The organism is Micromonospora sp. NPDC005163 (genome assembly GCF_053599835.1).
On record NZ_JBSFYP010000023.1, the window covers coordinates 23,015 to 38,821 of the forward strand.

At 73.1% G+C, this 15,807-nt stretch carries 13 protein-coding genes; 5 read left to right on the top strand and 8 right to left on the bottom strand.

Features of this window, described 5'->3' with window-relative positions:
• Nucleotides 1-68: 68 nt before the first annotated feature.
• Nucleotides 69-281 carry an FmdB family zinc ribbon protein gene (locus tag ACWD6N_RS17595; protein WP_354963636.1) on the bottom strand — a complete coding sequence of 71 codons (213 nt, stop codon included), beginning with the start codon at nucleotides 279-281 and terminating at the stop codon, nucleotides 69-71.
• Nucleotides 282-336: 55 nt separating this feature from the next.
• Between ACWD6N_RS17595 and ACWD6N_RS17600 the strand changes: the two genes are divergently transcribed.
• From ACWD6N_RS17600 to ACWD6N_RS17610, 3 genes are all read left to right on the top strand, one after another.
• A complete protein-coding gene (locus ACWD6N_RS17600; RefSeq protein ID WP_354963635.1) occupies nucleotides 337-1,731 on the top strand; it encodes a lytic transglycosylase domain-containing protein in 1,395 nt (464 codons plus the stop codon).
• Nucleotides 1,732-1,803: 72 nt separating this feature from the next.
• The gene (locus tag ACWD6N_RS17605) at nucleotides 1,804-2,820 is read left to right on the top strand and encodes a GNAT family N-acetyltransferase (RefSeq protein WP_354963672.1); all 1,017 of its coding nucleotides are present in this window, start codon (nucleotides 1,804-1,806) and stop codon (nucleotides 2,818-2,820) included.
• A gap of 93 nt (nucleotides 2,821-2,913) precedes the next feature.
• Nucleotides 2,914-6,192: a lamin tail domain-containing protein gene (locus tag ACWD6N_RS17610; protein WP_387324485.1), complete on the top strand. Its 3,279-nt coding sequence runs from the start codon at nucleotides 2,914-2,916 to the stop codon at nucleotides 6,190-6,192.
• 89 nt (nucleotides 6,193-6,281) lie between these two features.
• On the opposite strand, the gene ACWD6N_RS17615 is transcribed toward ACWD6N_RS17610, so the two are convergent.
• The 6 genes from ACWD6N_RS17615 to ACWD6N_RS17640 form a co-directional block, all read right to left on the bottom strand.
• Entirely contained in the window at nucleotides 6,282-6,785 is a 504-nt protein-coding gene (locus ACWD6N_RS17615; RefSeq protein WP_354963633.1) for a helix-turn-helix domain-containing protein, read from the bottom strand.
• Between the two features lie 270 nt (nucleotides 6,786-7,055).
• Nucleotides 7,056-8,039 (bottom strand): porphobilinogen synthase, encoded by a 984-nt coding sequence (gene hemB, locus ACWD6N_RS17620; RefSeq protein ID WP_354963632.1) that lies wholly within the window; start codon nucleotides 8,037-8,039, stop codon nucleotides 7,056-7,058.
• A 21-nt stretch (nucleotides 8,040-8,060) separates the two neighbouring features.
• The gene (locus tag ACWD6N_RS17625; RefSeq protein ID WP_354963631.1) at nucleotides 8,061-9,641 is read right to left on the bottom strand and encodes a bifunctional uroporphyrinogen-III C-methyltransferase/uroporphyrinogen-III synthase; all 1,581 of its coding nucleotides are present in this window, start codon (nucleotides 9,639-9,641) and stop codon (nucleotides 8,061-8,063) included.
• The gene (gene hemC, locus ACWD6N_RS17630; RefSeq protein ID WP_354963630.1) at nucleotides 9,638-10,606 is read right to left on the bottom strand and encodes a hydroxymethylbilane synthase; all 969 of its coding nucleotides are present in this window, start codon (nucleotides 10,604-10,606) and stop codon (nucleotides 9,638-9,640) included. The genes ACWD6N_RS17625 and hemC overlap by 4 nt, the downstream gene beginning before the upstream one ends.
• Entirely contained in the window at nucleotides 10,603-12,000 is a 1,398-nt protein-coding gene (locus ACWD6N_RS17635; RefSeq protein WP_354963629.1) for a glutamyl-tRNA reductase, read from the bottom strand. Before ACWD6N_RS17635 ends, hemC begins: the two co-directional genes overlap by 4 nt.
• The gene (locus tag ACWD6N_RS17640) at nucleotides 11,997-12,767 is read right to left on the bottom strand and encodes a redox-sensing transcriptional repressor Rex (protein ID WP_354963628.1); all 771 of its coding nucleotides are present in this window, start codon (nucleotides 12,765-12,767) and stop codon (nucleotides 11,997-11,999) included. Before ACWD6N_RS17640 ends, ACWD6N_RS17635 begins: the two co-directional genes overlap by 4 nt.
• Nucleotides 12,768-13,134: 367 nt before the next feature.
• Here ACWD6N_RS17640 and ACWD6N_RS17645 point away from each other — a divergent pair, with 367 nt between their 5' ends.
• Together ACWD6N_RS17645 and ACWD6N_RS17650 are read left to right on the top strand one after the other, a co-directional pair.
• A complete protein-coding gene (locus tag ACWD6N_RS17645; RefSeq protein ID WP_354963627.1) occupies nucleotides 13,135-14,433 on the top strand; it encodes a sensor histidine kinase in 1,299 nt (432 codons plus the stop codon).
• A gap of 58 nt (nucleotides 14,434-14,491) precedes the next feature.
• Entirely contained in the window at nucleotides 14,492-15,145 is a 654-nt protein-coding gene (locus tag ACWD6N_RS17650; protein ID WP_074314799.1) for a response regulator transcription factor, read from the top strand.
• Here the strand turns inward: ACWD6N_RS17650 and ACWD6N_RS17655 are convergent.
• Nucleotides 15,126-15,788, bottom strand: coding sequence for an HAD family hydrolase (locus ACWD6N_RS17655; protein ID WP_354963626.1), 663 nt, complete (start codon nucleotides 15,786-15,788; stop codon nucleotides 15,126-15,128). The two genes, ACWD6N_RS17650 and ACWD6N_RS17655, sit on opposite strands and share 20 nt — an antisense overlap.
• Nucleotides 15,789-15,807: the final 19 nt, after the last annotated feature.

Consider the following 15,807-nt stretch of genomic DNA (forward strand, 5'->3'; position numbering starts at 1 on the left):
GCCTCAAAGTGCCACTCGGACCCGTTCCCGGCAAGGGCGGCCGACCAGACGGCCGCGAATTGGTTGGATCAGCAGCCGCAGGCACCGCCGCAGCAGCCGCCCCCGGTGGCGGCCGCGGCGCCGCCGCCCGCACCCCGGCCGGTGACCGCGACCGCGGAGAGCAGCTTGACCGTGTCGGTGTGGCCCTGCGGGCAGGTGGCGGGCGCGCCAGCCGACGCCATTGGACGGTTGACCTCGAACGTGTCGCCGCAGGCGCGGCAGCGGAACTCGTACCTGGGCATGGCAACCAGGGTACGGGGACCTGACGTCCAACGGGGTATGGGTGATACTCGACGGGTGGTGGACGGCGAGGACAAAACGCGTGTGCAACCGTTGCGACCGTCCGCGCCGCTGGACGGGCCGCTCGAAGGATCGGGGGCCGCGCCGGATCCGGTGCCACGGGCCGTGCCCCGCCCCCGCCGGCCCTGGCTGAGTGGCAAGGCCCCCGCTGCGCCCAACCCGACGGCCGGAGCCCCGAAGACCGACGCCCCCGATGGAGGCACGAAGGCCGACGCACCCGGTCAAGGGACGAAGACCGACGCCACCGGTGGAGGGACGAACGCCGACGCACCCGCTGACGACCTGACCGCCGCACCCCCGGCCGTCGACTCGGACGCGGTGACCGCGCCGGCCGGGGCGGGCGCCGAGACGCCGGCTGGCGATGCGAAGACCACACCCCTGCCCGCCGCCGAGGCAGACCCGAAGCCGGCCAGTGTGGACGACGTGGCCAGCGCACCGAAGATCGATCCGGGCCGGCGGCGACGGGTGCCGTTCGCGCACGCGCTTCGCCTGCCGCCACGGCAGGCAGCGGCGACCGCTGCCCGGGCGACCCGCGCCTGGGCCCGCCGCCCCAGCGGTCGGCTCACCCTGCCCGGGGTCTTCCTGCTCGCCCTAGTGGCCGCGACCGCCGCGGCGGGCGCGCTGCTCGTCCCGGCGGCCATCCGCGCACCCCGGCCGGTCGCCGTCGACGCCTCCGACACGCCGGCCGCGGCCGTACCGCCCCCGGTGCTGCCGTCCGGAGTTCCCACCGGACCGCTGCCGACCGGGCCCCTTCCCACCGGCGGACTGCCGACCGGCGCGCTGCCGACCGGGCCGGCCGGTGGGCCGGTGACCGGTGGGCGGCCCTCGGACGCCCTGGCCGGCTGGGCGCAGCAGGTCGGCACCAAGGTCGGTGTCCCGCCGGCCGCGATGCAGGCGTACGGCTACGCCGAGCTGGTGCTCGCCCAGACCAACCGCAGCTGCGCGCTGAGCTGGACCACGCTGGCCGCGATCGGCCAGGTCGAATCGGGGCACGGCACGGCCAACGGCGCCCGGTTGGGGCCGGACGGCAAGGCGCTTCCGCAGATCATCGGCCTGCCGCTGGACGGGCGGGACGGGCGCATGCGGATCATCGACACCGATCGTGGGAACCTCGACCAGGACACCTCGTTCGACCGCGCGATCGGGCCGATGCAGTTCATCCCGACCACCTGGCAGGAGATCGGCGCCGACGCCGACAACGACGGCGTCAAGGACCCGCACGATCTGGACGACGCGGCCCTGGCGGCGGGAAACTACCTGTGCAAGAACAACCGCAACCTGAGCATCGCCGCCGACTGGTGGAACGCGATCCTGTCGTACAACGACGTGCGCCGGTACGCCCAGGACGTCTACGACACCGCAAACCGATACGGACGGGCCAGCCGTACGTGAAGTGATCGTCCGCATACATTGGAGAACTGGACACTTCCCCCGGGCAGCTGTTAGCGGCAAGCTAGACAGGTGATGGTGCGCGAGTGGGACCCCAGGACCGCGTCGTCCGCCGAGATCGCGTCGCTGCTGGACACGCTGAACGCGGTTCTGGCGGTCGATCTGCCGCAGGACCCGCCGTGGCGGGAGGACTCCCTGCGGGAATACCTCGCCGAGGTGATGCCCGGTGAGCGGCGGCTCTCCTGGATCGCCCAGGCCGATCCGACCGACCCCGGCGGTCCGGGCGCGGTGCTCGGGCAGGTCCACGTGCTGCTCCTGGGCGACATCGGCGTGCTCGAAGTGCTGGTGCACCCGTCCGTGCGGCGCGCCGGGCTCGGCCGTGACCTGGTGCTGCGCGCTGCCCGCCGGGTCTACCAGGAGGGCTTCCGGTCGATCGGGGTCGAGGTGGTCGGCGACACGCCGGCGGTGGGCTTCTACGAGGCGCTCGGCTTCACCCGGGAGTACGTGGAGACCCGCAGCGTGCTCGACCTCTCCACGGTCGACTGGACCGAGCTGGCCGGAATGGCCACCGGCATCGGCGCGGGCTACCACCTGGAGTTCTTCCCCGGCGGGCCGCCGGACGACCTGATCGAGGCGTACGCGCGGGCCAAGGCGGAGGTGCGCGACGTCGACGACGGCGAGCTGCGCCCCAGCTCCTACGACCCGCAGCGGCTGCGGGACAGCCTGGACACCCTCCACCGGCGGGGCATGAAGCCGTACATCGTGCTCGCTCGGCACGAGCAGAGCGGCGAGGTGGCCGGCCTGACCGAGGTGGTGGTGCCGGCCCAGCACCCGACCCGCGCCGACCAGTACGACACGATCGTCGCCCAGGACCACCGGGGCTACGGCATCGATCGAGCGATCAAGGCCCGGATGCTGCGGGAGCTGCGCTCCGCCGAGCCGGAGCTGGCCGAGGTGCAGACCTGGAACGCCCAGGCCAACGAGGCGATGCTCAAGGTCAACGCGGAGCTGGGTTACCGGCCCGACCGGGACTGGTGCGAATACAGCGTCGACATCGCCGAGCTGGTGCACCGCATCGATCCGCCACGCTGAAAGAATTCACGAAACTGTCCAATGGGGGATGGACGGTGGACAGTCGCGCACCTTAACGTGCGTTGATTCCCATCCACCCATCGTGGAGGCCCTATGCGCCCGCGCCGCACAATCGCCGCGCTCGCGACCGCCACCGTCGCCGTGACCGTCACGGCCCTCGGCGTCGCACCCACCGCGGCAAGCGCCGCACCCACCGACCTGTTCATCTCGGAGTACGTCGAAGGTTCGTCGAACAACAAGGCGATCGAGCTGTTCAACGGCACCGGTGGTGCCGTCGACCTCACGACCGGCGGCTACCAGCTCCAGCTCTTCTTCAACGGCTCCGCCACGGCCACCAACATCGCGCTGACCGGGACGGTGGCCGCTGGCGACGCGTTCGTGTTCGCCAGCGCCTCGGCCGGGTCCGCCATCCTCGCCCAGGCCGACCAGACGACCGGGGCGAGCCTGTTCAACGGTGACGACGCGATCGTGCTGCGCCGGGGCACCACGGTGCTCGACTCGATCGGCCAGGTGGGTGTCGACCCGGGCACCGAGTGGGGCACCGGCGTCACCAGCACGGCCGACAACACCCTGCGTCGGCTGCCCGCCGTGACCGCCGGTGACACCGACCCGTCGGACGCGTTCGATCCCGCCGCGCAGTGGGCCGGCTTCCCGGTCGACACCTTCGACGGGCTCGGCACGCACACCGTGGACGGTGGTGGCCCGGTCGACGCGCCGGCCACGCTGACCTGCGGCGGGCCGCTGGTCACCGCTGCCGGCACGGCGGCTACCCGTGAGGTCACCGCCACCGACCCCGATGACACCGTCGTCGACCTGGCGGTGAGCGCGGTCAGCCCGACCCCGGCCACCGGCTCGATCACCCGCACCGCGCTGACCCCGGCCGAAGGGCTGGGTGGCACCGCCCGCGCCACGGTCAGCGCGAGCGCCGACCTCGCCGCCGGGGCGTACACCGTCACGGTGACCGCGACCGACGCGGGCGGCGGCACCGCCAGCTGCGCTCTGGTCGTGCAGGTGACCCGGGAGCTCACCGTCGGCGAGGTGCAGGGCCCGACCACCGACGCCGAGTCCGGCCCGACCGACCGGTCGCCGCTCGCACCGGCGAGCGGCAACGGCACGAGCAGCACTTTGTACGACGTACGTGGGGTGATCACCCAGTTGACCCTGGCCCGCACCTCGGCCGGGGCGGAACAGCACGGGTTCTTCCTGCAGAGCCGCACCGGCGACACCGACGGCGACCCGACCAGCTCCGACGGCATCTTCGTGTTCATGGGCACGTTCACCTCGTTGATCGGTGGCTACGTGCCGACGGTCGGCGACGAGGTGGTGCTCCGGGCCCGGGTGTCCGAGTATTTCAACTTCACTCAGCTCTCCGGTGCCTCGCTGGTCCGCCGGATCGCCACCGGCCTGGACGTGGCCACGGCGGTCGCGGTGACGGACGCGGCCCCGCCAGCTGAGCTGACCGACGCGCAGCGCTTCTGGGAGCGGCACGAGGGCGCCCGGCTGCGGGTACGCGCGGGCAGCGGCGCGGTGAGCGGTCGGGACGTCTTCTCCTCCACCGCCGACGCGGAGCTGTGGGTGGTCGACCGGGACGACCCACTGTTGGACCGCGCCGACCCGTACGCCCGGCGGGTGTTCCGGGACTCCCACCCGCTGGACAACGACCCGACCCGTCGCTTCGACGACGGCAACGGCCAGCGGGTGCTGCTCGGCAGCATGGGCGTGAAGGCCACCGCCGGGGTCAGCACCGCGCTGCTCCCGCCGGCGCACACCTTCGACACGCTGCGCGCGGACGCGGTGGGCGGGGTCTACTACTCGTTCGAGAAGTACGGCGTCCAGGTCGAGCGGGCGGAGTTCGACGCCGGGGCCGACCCGTCGAAGAACAACCCGCCGAAGCCGGCCGACCGGTCGCAGGAGGTGGCGGTCGCCACCTACAACGTGGAGAACCTTTACGACCACCGGGACGACCCGTTCGACGGCTGCGACTTCACCGGCAACGCCGGCTGCCCGGGCGTCAACCCGCCGTTCGACTACGTGCCGAGCGGTGAGGCGGACTACCGCGAGCACCTCACCGCGCTCGCCGACCAGATCGTCAAGGACCTGCACGCGCCGGACCTGATCCTGGTGCAGGAGGCCGAGGACCAGGACATCTGCACGGTGTCCGGGGCCGCGCTGGCCTGCGGCGACACGAACAACGCCGACGGCGCCCCGGACACCATCCAGGAGCTGGCGCTCGCGGTGGCGGCGGCCGGCGGTCCGGCGTACGCCGCTGCCTACGACCGGACCGGCGCGGACGCCCGCGGCATCACGGCCGCCTTCCTGTACCGCACCGACCGGCTGTCGTTGGCTGCCGCGACGGCGACCGACCCGCTGCTGGGTTCGGCGCCGACCGTCCAGTACCGCGCCCCGGGGCTGCCGGCCAACGCCGACGTGCAGAACCCGAAGGCGCTCAACGCGGTGCTGCCGGCCGACGTGGACACCTCGACGGGCCGGGACGGGAACAACGTCTTCACCCGGGCTCCCCAGTTGGGCAGGTTCAGCGTGGCCGCGACGCCGGGCTCGGCGGAGCGGTTCACCCTGTACGCGCTCAGCAACCACTTCTCCTCCGGCCCGGACAGCCGGGTCGGGCAGCGTCGGGAGCAGGCGGCGTACGGCGCGGCGATCGTGACCGCGATCGAGGCCGCCGACCAGAACGCCCGGGTGGTCTACGGCGGGGACCTGAACGTCTTCCCCCGCCCGGATGATCCCATCGCGACGGGCAGCCAGCCTACCCCGTCGGACCAGCTCGCCCCGCTCTACGAGGCGGGCCTGCACAACCTGTGGGACAACCTGGTCGCGGACACCCCGTCGGCCGCGTACTCGTACAGCTTCGAGGGGCAGGCGCAGACGCTCGACCACCTGTTCGTCAACGACGCGCTCTACGGTGACCTGGTGCAGGTGCGGGCAGCGCACGTCAACGCGGACTGGCCCGCGGAGTTCAGCGGCGACGGGTCGCGGGGCTCCAGCGACCACGACCCGCAGGTGGCCCGGTTCCGCTCCCGGGCGTCGCTGACCGTCGCCGACACAACGGTGGTCGAGGGCGACAAGGGCACCCGGCAGCTCACCTTCACCGCCACCGTGTCCCGGCCGTTGTCCCAGCCGGTGCTGCTCTGCGCCGCCACCCTCGGCGGCACGGCGCAGGCCGGTTCGGACTTCGACCCGTACGTCGGCTGCCGGACCCTGGCCGCTGGGCAGACCTCGCTGGCCTTGCCGGTGACCGTGCGCGGTGACCGGAAGCGGGAGGCGGACGAGAGGCTCACGCTGCTGGTGGCCGGCGTGCCCGGCCTGCGGCTGGCCGACCCGGCGGCGACCGGCACCATCACGAACGACGACTGACCCGTTTCTGCTCGTTCGCTGGTCCGAGCGGGCCGTCGTCCAGGTTTGCGCCGGACGACGGCCCGCTCGCTCGTTCCCGGCGTCAGCGGTCAGTAGTAGTCGTGGATGGCCGGCGGGGGTGGCAGATGACGGTGTTGCGCGACCCGTACCTCCCACTGGCTGCGTCGTCGCCGCGCCTCCCGATCCGCCGAGGAGCGGTGATAGGTCTCCGGCGGCCGGGCCAGCCCGTAGATGTCCGCCCACCACTCCCCCGGCTCCGGGTCGAGGATGGTGTCCAGATGTGAGGGGTAGCGGCGACCGGCGCCGTCGTGAATGTCCTCCCGGTCGGCCATCGGCAGAATCACCCGGCCGTTCTGGTCGACCACGGCGATGTAGAGCCCGGCCGCTGCGAGGAGGCGCTCCAGCACGGCCAGGCTGGGGGTCAGGCTGCCCGCTTCGACCCGCCCCACCGTCGAGGGCGAAACTTTGGCGAAGCGAGCCATCTGGTGCTGGCTCAGCCGGACGATCCGACGTGCCCGGCGAACCAGACCGGCAATGGGAAATTGACCGACGGTGGGACCGGTGGGAGAAGGAGGATCGAGTGCCGACGCCATTCGGCCACCGTCCCCGGTAGTGCCACCCGAGCTCAATCCCTGTGGATAAACCTGTGGACACCCGGCGGGGGCGGGGGCCGAGGCGGAGGCGGAGGCGGGGGCGGAGGCGGGGGCGGAGGCGGGGGCGAGGGCGAGGGCGTGGTTGGCGCCCTTTGCTCTGCTTCAACGGACGCAACAGCCGGACCCGAAAAGTGTTGCGCCCGTTGAAGCAGAGCAAAGGGGGGTCGGGGGGGCGCGATGGGGGCGCGCGAGAGGCCCGCTACCGGCCGCTCAGTAGCGCTCGCGGAGCAGTCCGGCGGCCTCGACAGCCCAGTAGGTGAGGATGATCTGCGCGCCGGCCCGCTTGATCGAGGTGAGCGTCTCCAGCATCACCCGCTCGCGGTCGATCCAGCCGTTCGCGGCGGCCGCCTCGACCATCGCGTACTCACCGGAGACCTGGTAGGCGGCGACCGGAACGTCCACCGCGGCCCGCACCGCCGACACCACGTCGAGGTAGGGCAGCGCCGGCTTGACCATCACCAGGTCGGCGCCCTCGGCGACGTCCAGCGCCACCTCGCGCAGCGACTCGCGCAGGTTGGCCGGGTCCTGCTGGTAGGAGCGCCGGTCGCCCTCCAGCGCCGACTCCACCGCGTCCCGGAACGGGCCGTAGAAGGCCGAGGCGTACTTCACGGCGTACGCCAGCACGGTCACGTCCTGGTGCCCGGCGGCGTCGAGCGCCCGGCGCACGACGCCGACCTGGCCGTCCATCATCCCGGACGGCCCGACCATGTGGACCCCGGCGGCGGCCTGGGCCACCGCCATCTCGGCGTACGCCTCCAGGGTCGCGTCGTTGTCCACCTCGCCGCCCGGGGTGAGCAGGCCGCAGTGCCCGTGCGAGGTGAACTCGTCCAGGCACAGGTCGCTCATCACCACCGTGGCGTCGCCGACCTCGGCCACCACGTCGCGGATGGCGACGTTCAGGATGCCGTCCGGGTCGATGCCACCGGACCCGGTCGGGTCACGATGCTCCGGCACACCGAAGAGCATGATCCCGCCGACACCGGCCTGGACCGCCTCGACCGCCGCCTTGCGCAGCGAGTCCCGGGAGTGCTGGAGCACCCCCGGGAGCGACGCGATGGCGCGGGGCTCGGTCAGCCCCTCCTTGACGAACATCGGCACGACCAGCTCGGCCGGGTCGACCCGCGTCTCGGAGACCAGCCGGCGGATCGCCGGGGTGCGGCGCAGCCGGCGGGGCCGGATCTCGGGGTACGACATGGGAGCCCCTCCTGAAGACGACTACCGGAAGCGCAGGGCGGTCGGCCCCTGCACCTTCGAGCCGCGACGCTGCTTCGCCGGCATGGCGGCGAGCTTCTCGCGCAGCTCGACGGCGTAGGCGGCGAGCGCCTCCACCAGGTCGGGCACCGAGGCGTGCGGCGGCTGGACGTCGACCCGCAGGCCGAACTCCGTCGCGGTCTCCGCCGTCTTGGGCCCGATGACGGCAACAACGGTACGCGCGTGCGGCTTCCCCGCGATGCCGACCAGGTTCCGCACGGTGGAGGACGAGGTGAAGAGCACCGCGTCGAACCCGCCCGACTTGATCGCGTCCCGGATCTCGGCGGGCGGCGGCGCGGCCCGGACCGTCCGGTACGCGGTCACGTCGTCGACCTCCCAGCCACGCTCGGTGAGCCCGGCGGCAAGCGTCTCGGTGGCGATGTCGGCGCGCGGCAGCAGCACCCGGCCCACCGGGTCGAGGATCTCGTCGTGCGGCGAGAACTCGGCCAGCAGCCCGTCGGAGGACTGTTCCCCGGCGGGGATCAACTCCGGCTGGATGCCGAACGCGCGGACCGCGTCCGCCGTCGCCTCACCGATGCAGGCAATCTTGACGCCACCGAAGTGCCGGGCGTCCAGGCCGTGCTCGGCGAACTTCTCCCAGACCGCGCGGACCGCGTTCACCGAGGTGAAGATGACCCAGGCGTACCGGCCGTCGACCAGGCCCTTGACCGCCCGCTCCATCTGCGCCGGGGTACGCGGCGGCTCGACCGCAATGGTCGGCACCTCGCACGGGATCGCCCCGTACGCGCGCAGCCGGGCGCTCATCACGCCGGCCTGCTCCTTGGTCCGCGGCACCAGCACCTTCCAGCCGTACAGCGGGCGGTTCTCCCACCAGCTCAGCTTGTCCCGCTGGCCCACAGCGGCGCCGACGGTGAGCACCACCCGGCCGGTGAAGCCGAGCGCGGCGGCCACGAAGCTGTCGACGGTCGACGTGGTCGTGTACTGGGTCTCGCCGGTGCCGTCGCCGGTCACCCCGACGCCGGTGGTGCCGTCGACCCCGGCGGCCAGCAGCCCGTCCCGGACGGCGGCGAGGTCACCGGCGTCCACCGCGACGGCGAGCGAGCCCCGGCCGACGGCTGCGGCCAGCGCCTCGAAGTCCAGAGCGCTGACGTCCTCGACGTCGGCGGCGGTACGCACACCCGGCAACGGGACCCCCGCGTAGGTGGCCACGCCCTCGGCCTGACCGACCCCGGGCACCACCTCGAAGTGAGCGGCGGTGCGGGCCACCGCCTGCACCTCCTTGACCACCGAGTCGTGGCCGAACGGGTCGCCGGCGACCAGGTGCACCGCGTTCAGCCCGGACCGGGCCGCGGAGATCAGCACCTTCGCCACGTCCCCCGGCGCGCCTTCGGCCGGGGTGAATTCGGCGTCGTCCCTGGCCTCGGCGCGTACGACGGCGAGCAACGACTCCGGGACTCCCCGGTCGTAGATCACCTGGTCGGCGTCGACCAGGGCGTCGTGCGCCCGACGGGTCAGCAGGCCCGGGTCGCCGGGGCCAGCCCCGACGAACGCGATACGGCCGACGGGCTTACGGGTGCGGGTCATTCTGTGCTCCCAAATTGCTGGGTCCCCGAGCCGGTGTTTCCTTCCTGGCCGAGGATCGAGTCGGCGCCGAGGTCGAGGAGTTCGGCGGCGAGTGCCTTACCGATCTCCGCCGCGTCGGCGGGCGTTCCGGTGCGGGACAGCCGGAGGTCACGAGTGCCGTCCGGGCTGATCACCGCCCCGCGCAGGTAGATCTCATCGCCGGCGTCACCTTCGGCGAGTTCCGCATAGGCGGCGACGGGTGCGCTGCACCCGGCCTCCAGGGTGGCCAGCAACGCGCGCTCCGCGGTGACGGCGGCGTGCGACGGTGCGTGGTCGAGCACGGCGAGCAGCTCGACCAGGTCCTGGTCGTCGACCCGGCACTCCACGGCCAGCGCACCCTGGGCGGGCGCGGGCAGCATCAGCATCGGGTCCAGCGTCTCGGTGATCACGTCGGCCCGGCCGAGTCGGGCCAGCCCGGCCCGGGCCAGCACGACGGCGTCGAGGTCGGCCTCGGGGCCGAGCACCCGCGCCAGGCGGGTGTCCACGTTGCCCCGGATCGGGGTGACCTCCAGCTGCAGGCCGAGCGCGTGCAGCTGGGCGATCCGGCGCAGCGCGCCGGTGCCCACGGTGGCCCCGGGCGGCAGCTCGGTGAGCGTCCGGGCGTCCCGGGCGATCAACGCGTCGCGTGGGTCCTGCCGGGCCGGCACCGCGGCGATGTGCAGCCCGCCGGCGGCGGCCGTGGGCAGATCCTTGTAGGAGTGCACCGCGAAGTCGATGGTCCGGGCGGCCAGCGCGTCGCGCAGCGCGGAGACGAACACCCCGACGCCGAGCCGGTGCACCGGCGCGCTGGAGCGGTCGCCGGCGGTGATCACCTCGACCAGCTCCACCGGGCGGCCGGTGGCGGCGGTCAACGCCTCGGCGACCTGACCGGACTGGGCCATGGCCAGGGCGCTGCCCCGGGTGCCGAGGCGTAGGGGGGTGGTCATCGCGCACCTCCGGTGGGCGGGGTCGGGTCGGTGGCGTCCGCGCCGAGCACCGGGTCGATGGCGCTGAACGCCGCGCCGAGGTCGGGTGCCACCACGTCGGGAACGGTGTCCACCGGCGAGGTCTGCGGCACCTGGAGGTCGAACAGCTCGCGCAGCAGGGCTGCGTACTGGTCGCCGCCGGGCTCCGCGGCCAACTGGCGGACCTTGACGGTGGGCTGGTGCAGCAGCCGCTGCACCACGCGGTGCACCGTGCGGGCCACCTCGGCCCGCAGGTCGTCACCGAGGTCGGGGCGGCGCTGGGCCAGCCGGCGCAGCTCGGCGGTGACCACGTCGTCGGCCCGGCCGCGCAGCGCGGCCACGGTGGGCGCCACGTCGGCGCCGCGCAGCCAGGACAGGAAGCTCTCCACCTCGCCGAGCACGATCCGCTCGACGGCGGCGGCGTCCGCGGCGGCCGGACCGTCGGCGAGCAGCGCCGCCATCCGGTCGATGTCGATCACCTCGACGCCGGGGAGGTCGACGACGCCCTCCTCGACGTCGCGCGGGACGGCCAGGTCGAGCAGGACCAGTGGGCCCCGGGCCGGGTCCCGCTCGGCCAGCGCCGCGCCGACCACCGTCCGGTTGAGGACCGGTTCGGTGGAGGCGGTGGCGGCCACTACGATGTCCACTGTGGAGAGCGTCTCGGCCAGCTCGGCCATCGGCACGGCGTTCGCCCCGTACGACTCGGCGAGCCGCGCGGCCCGGTCGGCGCCCCGGTTGGTGACGGTGAGCGGCCCGGCGCCCAGCCGGGACAGCGTGGCCACCCCGAGCGAGCCCATCGCGCCGGCCCCGACAACCAGGGCCGGGTGACCGGCGAGGGCACCGTCGAGGTGCCCGGCGGCCAGCTCCAGCGCGGCGGTGACCACGCTCTGGCCGGCCCGGTCGATGCCAGTCTCGGCGTGGGCCCGCTTGCCGACCCGCAGTGCCTGCTGCATCAGCTCGTGCAGCAGGCGGCCGGCCGAGTCCGCGCCGGTGGCCCAGTGGTACGCGTCGCGCAACTGCCCGAGGATCTGCGCCTCGCCGACCACCATCGAGTCCAGCCCGGTGGCGACCCGGAAGACGTGGTCCACGGCGGCGGCGTCGTAGTGCACGTACAGGTGGCTGGCGAGCGCCGCCGGCGAGCTGCCGGCCTGCTCGGCCAGGACGGCGCAGACGTCGCCGAGCCCGCCGTGGAAACCGGACACGGCGGCGTAGACCTCCACCCGGTTGCAGGTGGAGACGAGTACCGCCTCGGCCACGTACGGCTGGGCGACCAGGCGGTCCAGGGTGCGGGTGAGGTCGGCGGGGGGCACGGCCAGCTGCTCCAGCGTGGCGACCGGGGCGGTCCGGTAGGACGCGCCGACGACGAGCAGTTTCACGTGCCGATCGCCTCCTGGGTGTCGGTGGCCGCGAGCCCACCCGGCAGGGCGGTGAGAGCGGACCCGCCGGTGGCGGGAAGCGCGGTCAGTGACGCCTTGCGGTGCTCGTGGAAGGACAGAATCTGCAGCTCGATGGCGAGGTCGACCTTGCGCACGTCAACCCCCTCCGGAACCGAGAGTACGCACGGCGCGAAGTTGAGGATGCTCGTCACGCCGACCGCGACCAGCTGGTCGGCGACCCGCTGGGCGGCGGCGGCCGGGGTGGCGATCACGCCGATCGCGATGGACTCCTCCGCGGCGATCGCCGGAAGCTCGTCGACATGCCGGACCACCAGGCCGTTGATCTCTTCGCCGACCCGGGAGGGGTCGGCGTCGAGCAGTGCGGCGATCCGGAAGCCCCGGCTCGCGAAACCGTCGTAACCGGCCAGAGCGTGACCGAGATTACCCACGCCGACCAGGGCGACCGCCCTGCGCTGGGTGAGCCCGAGCACGTACTCGATCTGCTCGATCAGCAGCGCGACGTCGTAGCCGACGCCCCGGGTGCCGTACGAGCCGAGGTGGGAGAGGTCCTTGCGGAGCTTGGCAGAGTTGACGCCGGCGGCGGCGGACAGGCCCTCGCTGGAGACCGTCTCGTGGCCGACGTCGGCGAGGTTGTGCAGCGCACGCAGGTATTCCGGGAGTCGCGCGACGGTCGCCTCGGGCAGGTCCGGGAGCGCGGGTACGGCACCGGCGCGGCCGGGCGCGCCTGGGTGACGATGCTGACTCATGAGACTCCGTGCGGTGCGATCCTCGGCCAACTCCGCTGGTCGGCCGCTTATGGACTCCCGCTGGCGACCGAGATTGCCGGCTGTGCTAGCAGGGCGCGTCGGAACTAGAGAGTAGGCGCTTGTGAAGACGTGCACAAATCGCGATCTTGTCGCTGCGCGGCGCGACCCCACCAGCGCCTCCGTTCTGCAAGATCGATCCAGCGGCGTCCGCCCGCACCGCCCGCGTAATTATTGCTCATTCCCGACTTCTCTGACCAATCCCGCGCCCAGGTCGGACAGGCGTGCCGGGACAGGTAGGGACAGCACTACGGAGGAGAGGCAGGGCTTCGGGATGGGGTGGCGGACCCGGGCTGCCTAGCCTTTGGGCATGACCGCCGTTGCCGCCACCAGCGACCAGCCGACGCTGGCACCGAGCATCCCCCGCCAGCTCTTCGTCGACTCCGGGTACGTGCTGCTCGGCCTGCCCCTGGCCCTGACCAGCTTCGTCGTCCTCGTGGTGGGCCTCGTGGTCGGCGTCGGGCTGGTGGTCACGGTGATCGGCCTGCCGATCATCAGCGGCACCCTGTACGCCGCCCGCGGGCTCGCCGACATCGAGCGGCTGCGGCTGCCGGCGGTACTCCGTCAGCCCCGGATCCGGCCGCACTACCGGCTGCCGGAGGCGGGAGCGAACGCCTGGCGGCGGATCTTCGTGCCGATGCGGGACGCCCAGTCCTGGCTCGACGTGGCACACGGCGTGCTGCGTCTGATCGTGTCGGTTGTCACGTTCGTGGTGGCGCTGGCCTGGTGGGCCGCCGCGGTCACCGGCTCGCTCTACTGGGCGTACGACTGGACGCTGCCGCGCGGCGACGGCGAGGGCGACCTCGCCCAACTGCTCGGCCTCGGCGACTCGACCACCGCGCGGATCGGGCTGACCACCGCGATCGGGGTGTTCTTCCTGATCACCCTGCCGATCGTGATCCGGGGCTGCGCGCTGCTCCAGGCGAGCTTCGCCCGGGCCATGCTGACCGGGGTGGCCGAGATGCGGGACCGGATCACCGTGCTGGAGGAGCAGAAGCGCGCCGCCGTCTCCGCCGAGGCGTCCGCGCTGCGCCGGCTGGAACGCGACATTCACGACGGCCCCCAGCAGCGCCTGGTCCGGCTTGCGATGGACCTCAGCCGGGCCCGGCAGCAGCTCGCCTCCGACCCGGAGGCGGCCGGCCGGACCATCGACGAGGCGGTCACCCAGACCCGGGACACATTGGCCGAGCTGCGGGCGCTGTCCCGGGGCATCGCCCCACCGATCCTGGTCGACCGGGGCCTGCCCAGCGCCCTGGCCGCGCTCGCCGGCCGGGGGCTGATCCCCATCGAGCTTCAGGTGGACCCGCAGCTCGGCACGCCGGGCGGGCGACTCGACCCGGCGGTGGAGAACACCGCGTACTTCATGGTGGCCGAGGCGTTGACCAACGTCGCCAAACACAGCCGGGCCACCGAAGCCACCGTCGCACTGACCCGGCAGGGCAGCCGTCTCCTGGTCCGGGTGGGCGATGACGGGCAGGGCGGTGCGCACCTGGCCAAGGGGCACGGCCTGGTCGGCATCGCCGACCGGGTGCGGGCCGCCGGCGGCGAACTGGCCGTCGTCAGCCCGACCGGCGGGCCCACCGAGATCCGCGCGGAGCTTCCGCTGTGAGTTGGCGGACACCGCGTCGAGCCCTCCCGGCGGGCCGGACGTGGTAGACAACACAGCCATGCGCATCGTGATCGCCGACGACGCCGTCCTGCTCCGCGAGGGGCTGGTGCGGCTGCTGACCGAGAGCGGACACCAGGTGGTGGCCGCCGTCGGGGACGGCGACGCGCTGGTCGAGGCGGTGGTGGAGCACCGGCCGGACGTGTCGATCGTCGACGTTCGGATGCCCCCGTCGCACACCGACGAGGGGCTGCGCGCGGCGGTGGAGGCCCGCCGGCTGGTGCCGCGTACCCCGATCCTGGTGTTGTCCCAGTACGTCGAGGTCTCGTACGCCGACGACCTGCTCGCCACAACCGGTGGCGCGGGTGGCGGTATCGGCTACCTGCTCAAGGACCGGGTGGCGGCGATCGACGAGTTCCTCGACGCGCTGCGCCGGGTGGCGGCCGGCGGCACCGTGCTCGACCCGGAGGTGGTCGGTCAGCTCTTCGCCCGACGCCGCCGGGACGACCCGCTGCGCGAGCTGACCCCGCGCGAGCGCGAGGTGCTCGCTCTGATGGCCGAGGGGCGCTCGAACACCGCCATCGCCCGCGCCCTGGTGGTCAGCGACGGCGCGGTGGAGAAGCACGTGCGCAACATCTTCACCAAGCTCACCCTGCCACCGGACACCGAGCAGCACCGGCGGGTGCTGGCCGTCCTCACCTACCTGCGGAACTGACCTCCCGGGCCAGGGTCACGGCGTCGGTGAGGGTGTCGGCGACCGGGTGACCGGAGGCACGCAGCCGGGCCGGGTCGGTGAAGCCGCCGGTGTAGAGCACCGCCCGGCCACCCACCGCGAGCGCCGCGTCGGCGTCGTCGATGGAGTCGCCGATCAGCACCACCGACGCGCCGTCCACGCCCAGCTCGGCGAGGTGCCGTTCGAGCGACTCCGCCTTGCGGCCGCCGCCGACCGTGGCACGCAGCCCGTCCACCCGGGTGAAGTGGCCGGTCAGCCCGTAGGTGTGCACGGTCGGCACCAGCTCCTCGTGGAACCACATGGAGAGCAGGCTCTGGTTGCCCGGCCAGGTGGCCATCGCGGTCCGCGCGTCAGCGGCCAGCTCGCAGGTGGTCAACCCGCTGCGGTACGCGTCGTGGAAGATCCGGTCCAGCCGGCCGAACTCGTCGTCGTCCACGGCCTGACCGAGCACCTCGGCGTAGTACTCGGCGATCGGCCGGCGGAACCGCACCCGGTGCTCGTCGGAGGTGACCACCGGCCCGCCCACGCTGGCGAACGCCGCGTTGGTGGCCGCGACCACCAGGCTGAGGTCGTTGAGCAGGGTGCCGTTCCAGTCCCATACGAGGTGGGGGCGTGCAGGGGTCATCAGAGCACCATAGGCACCG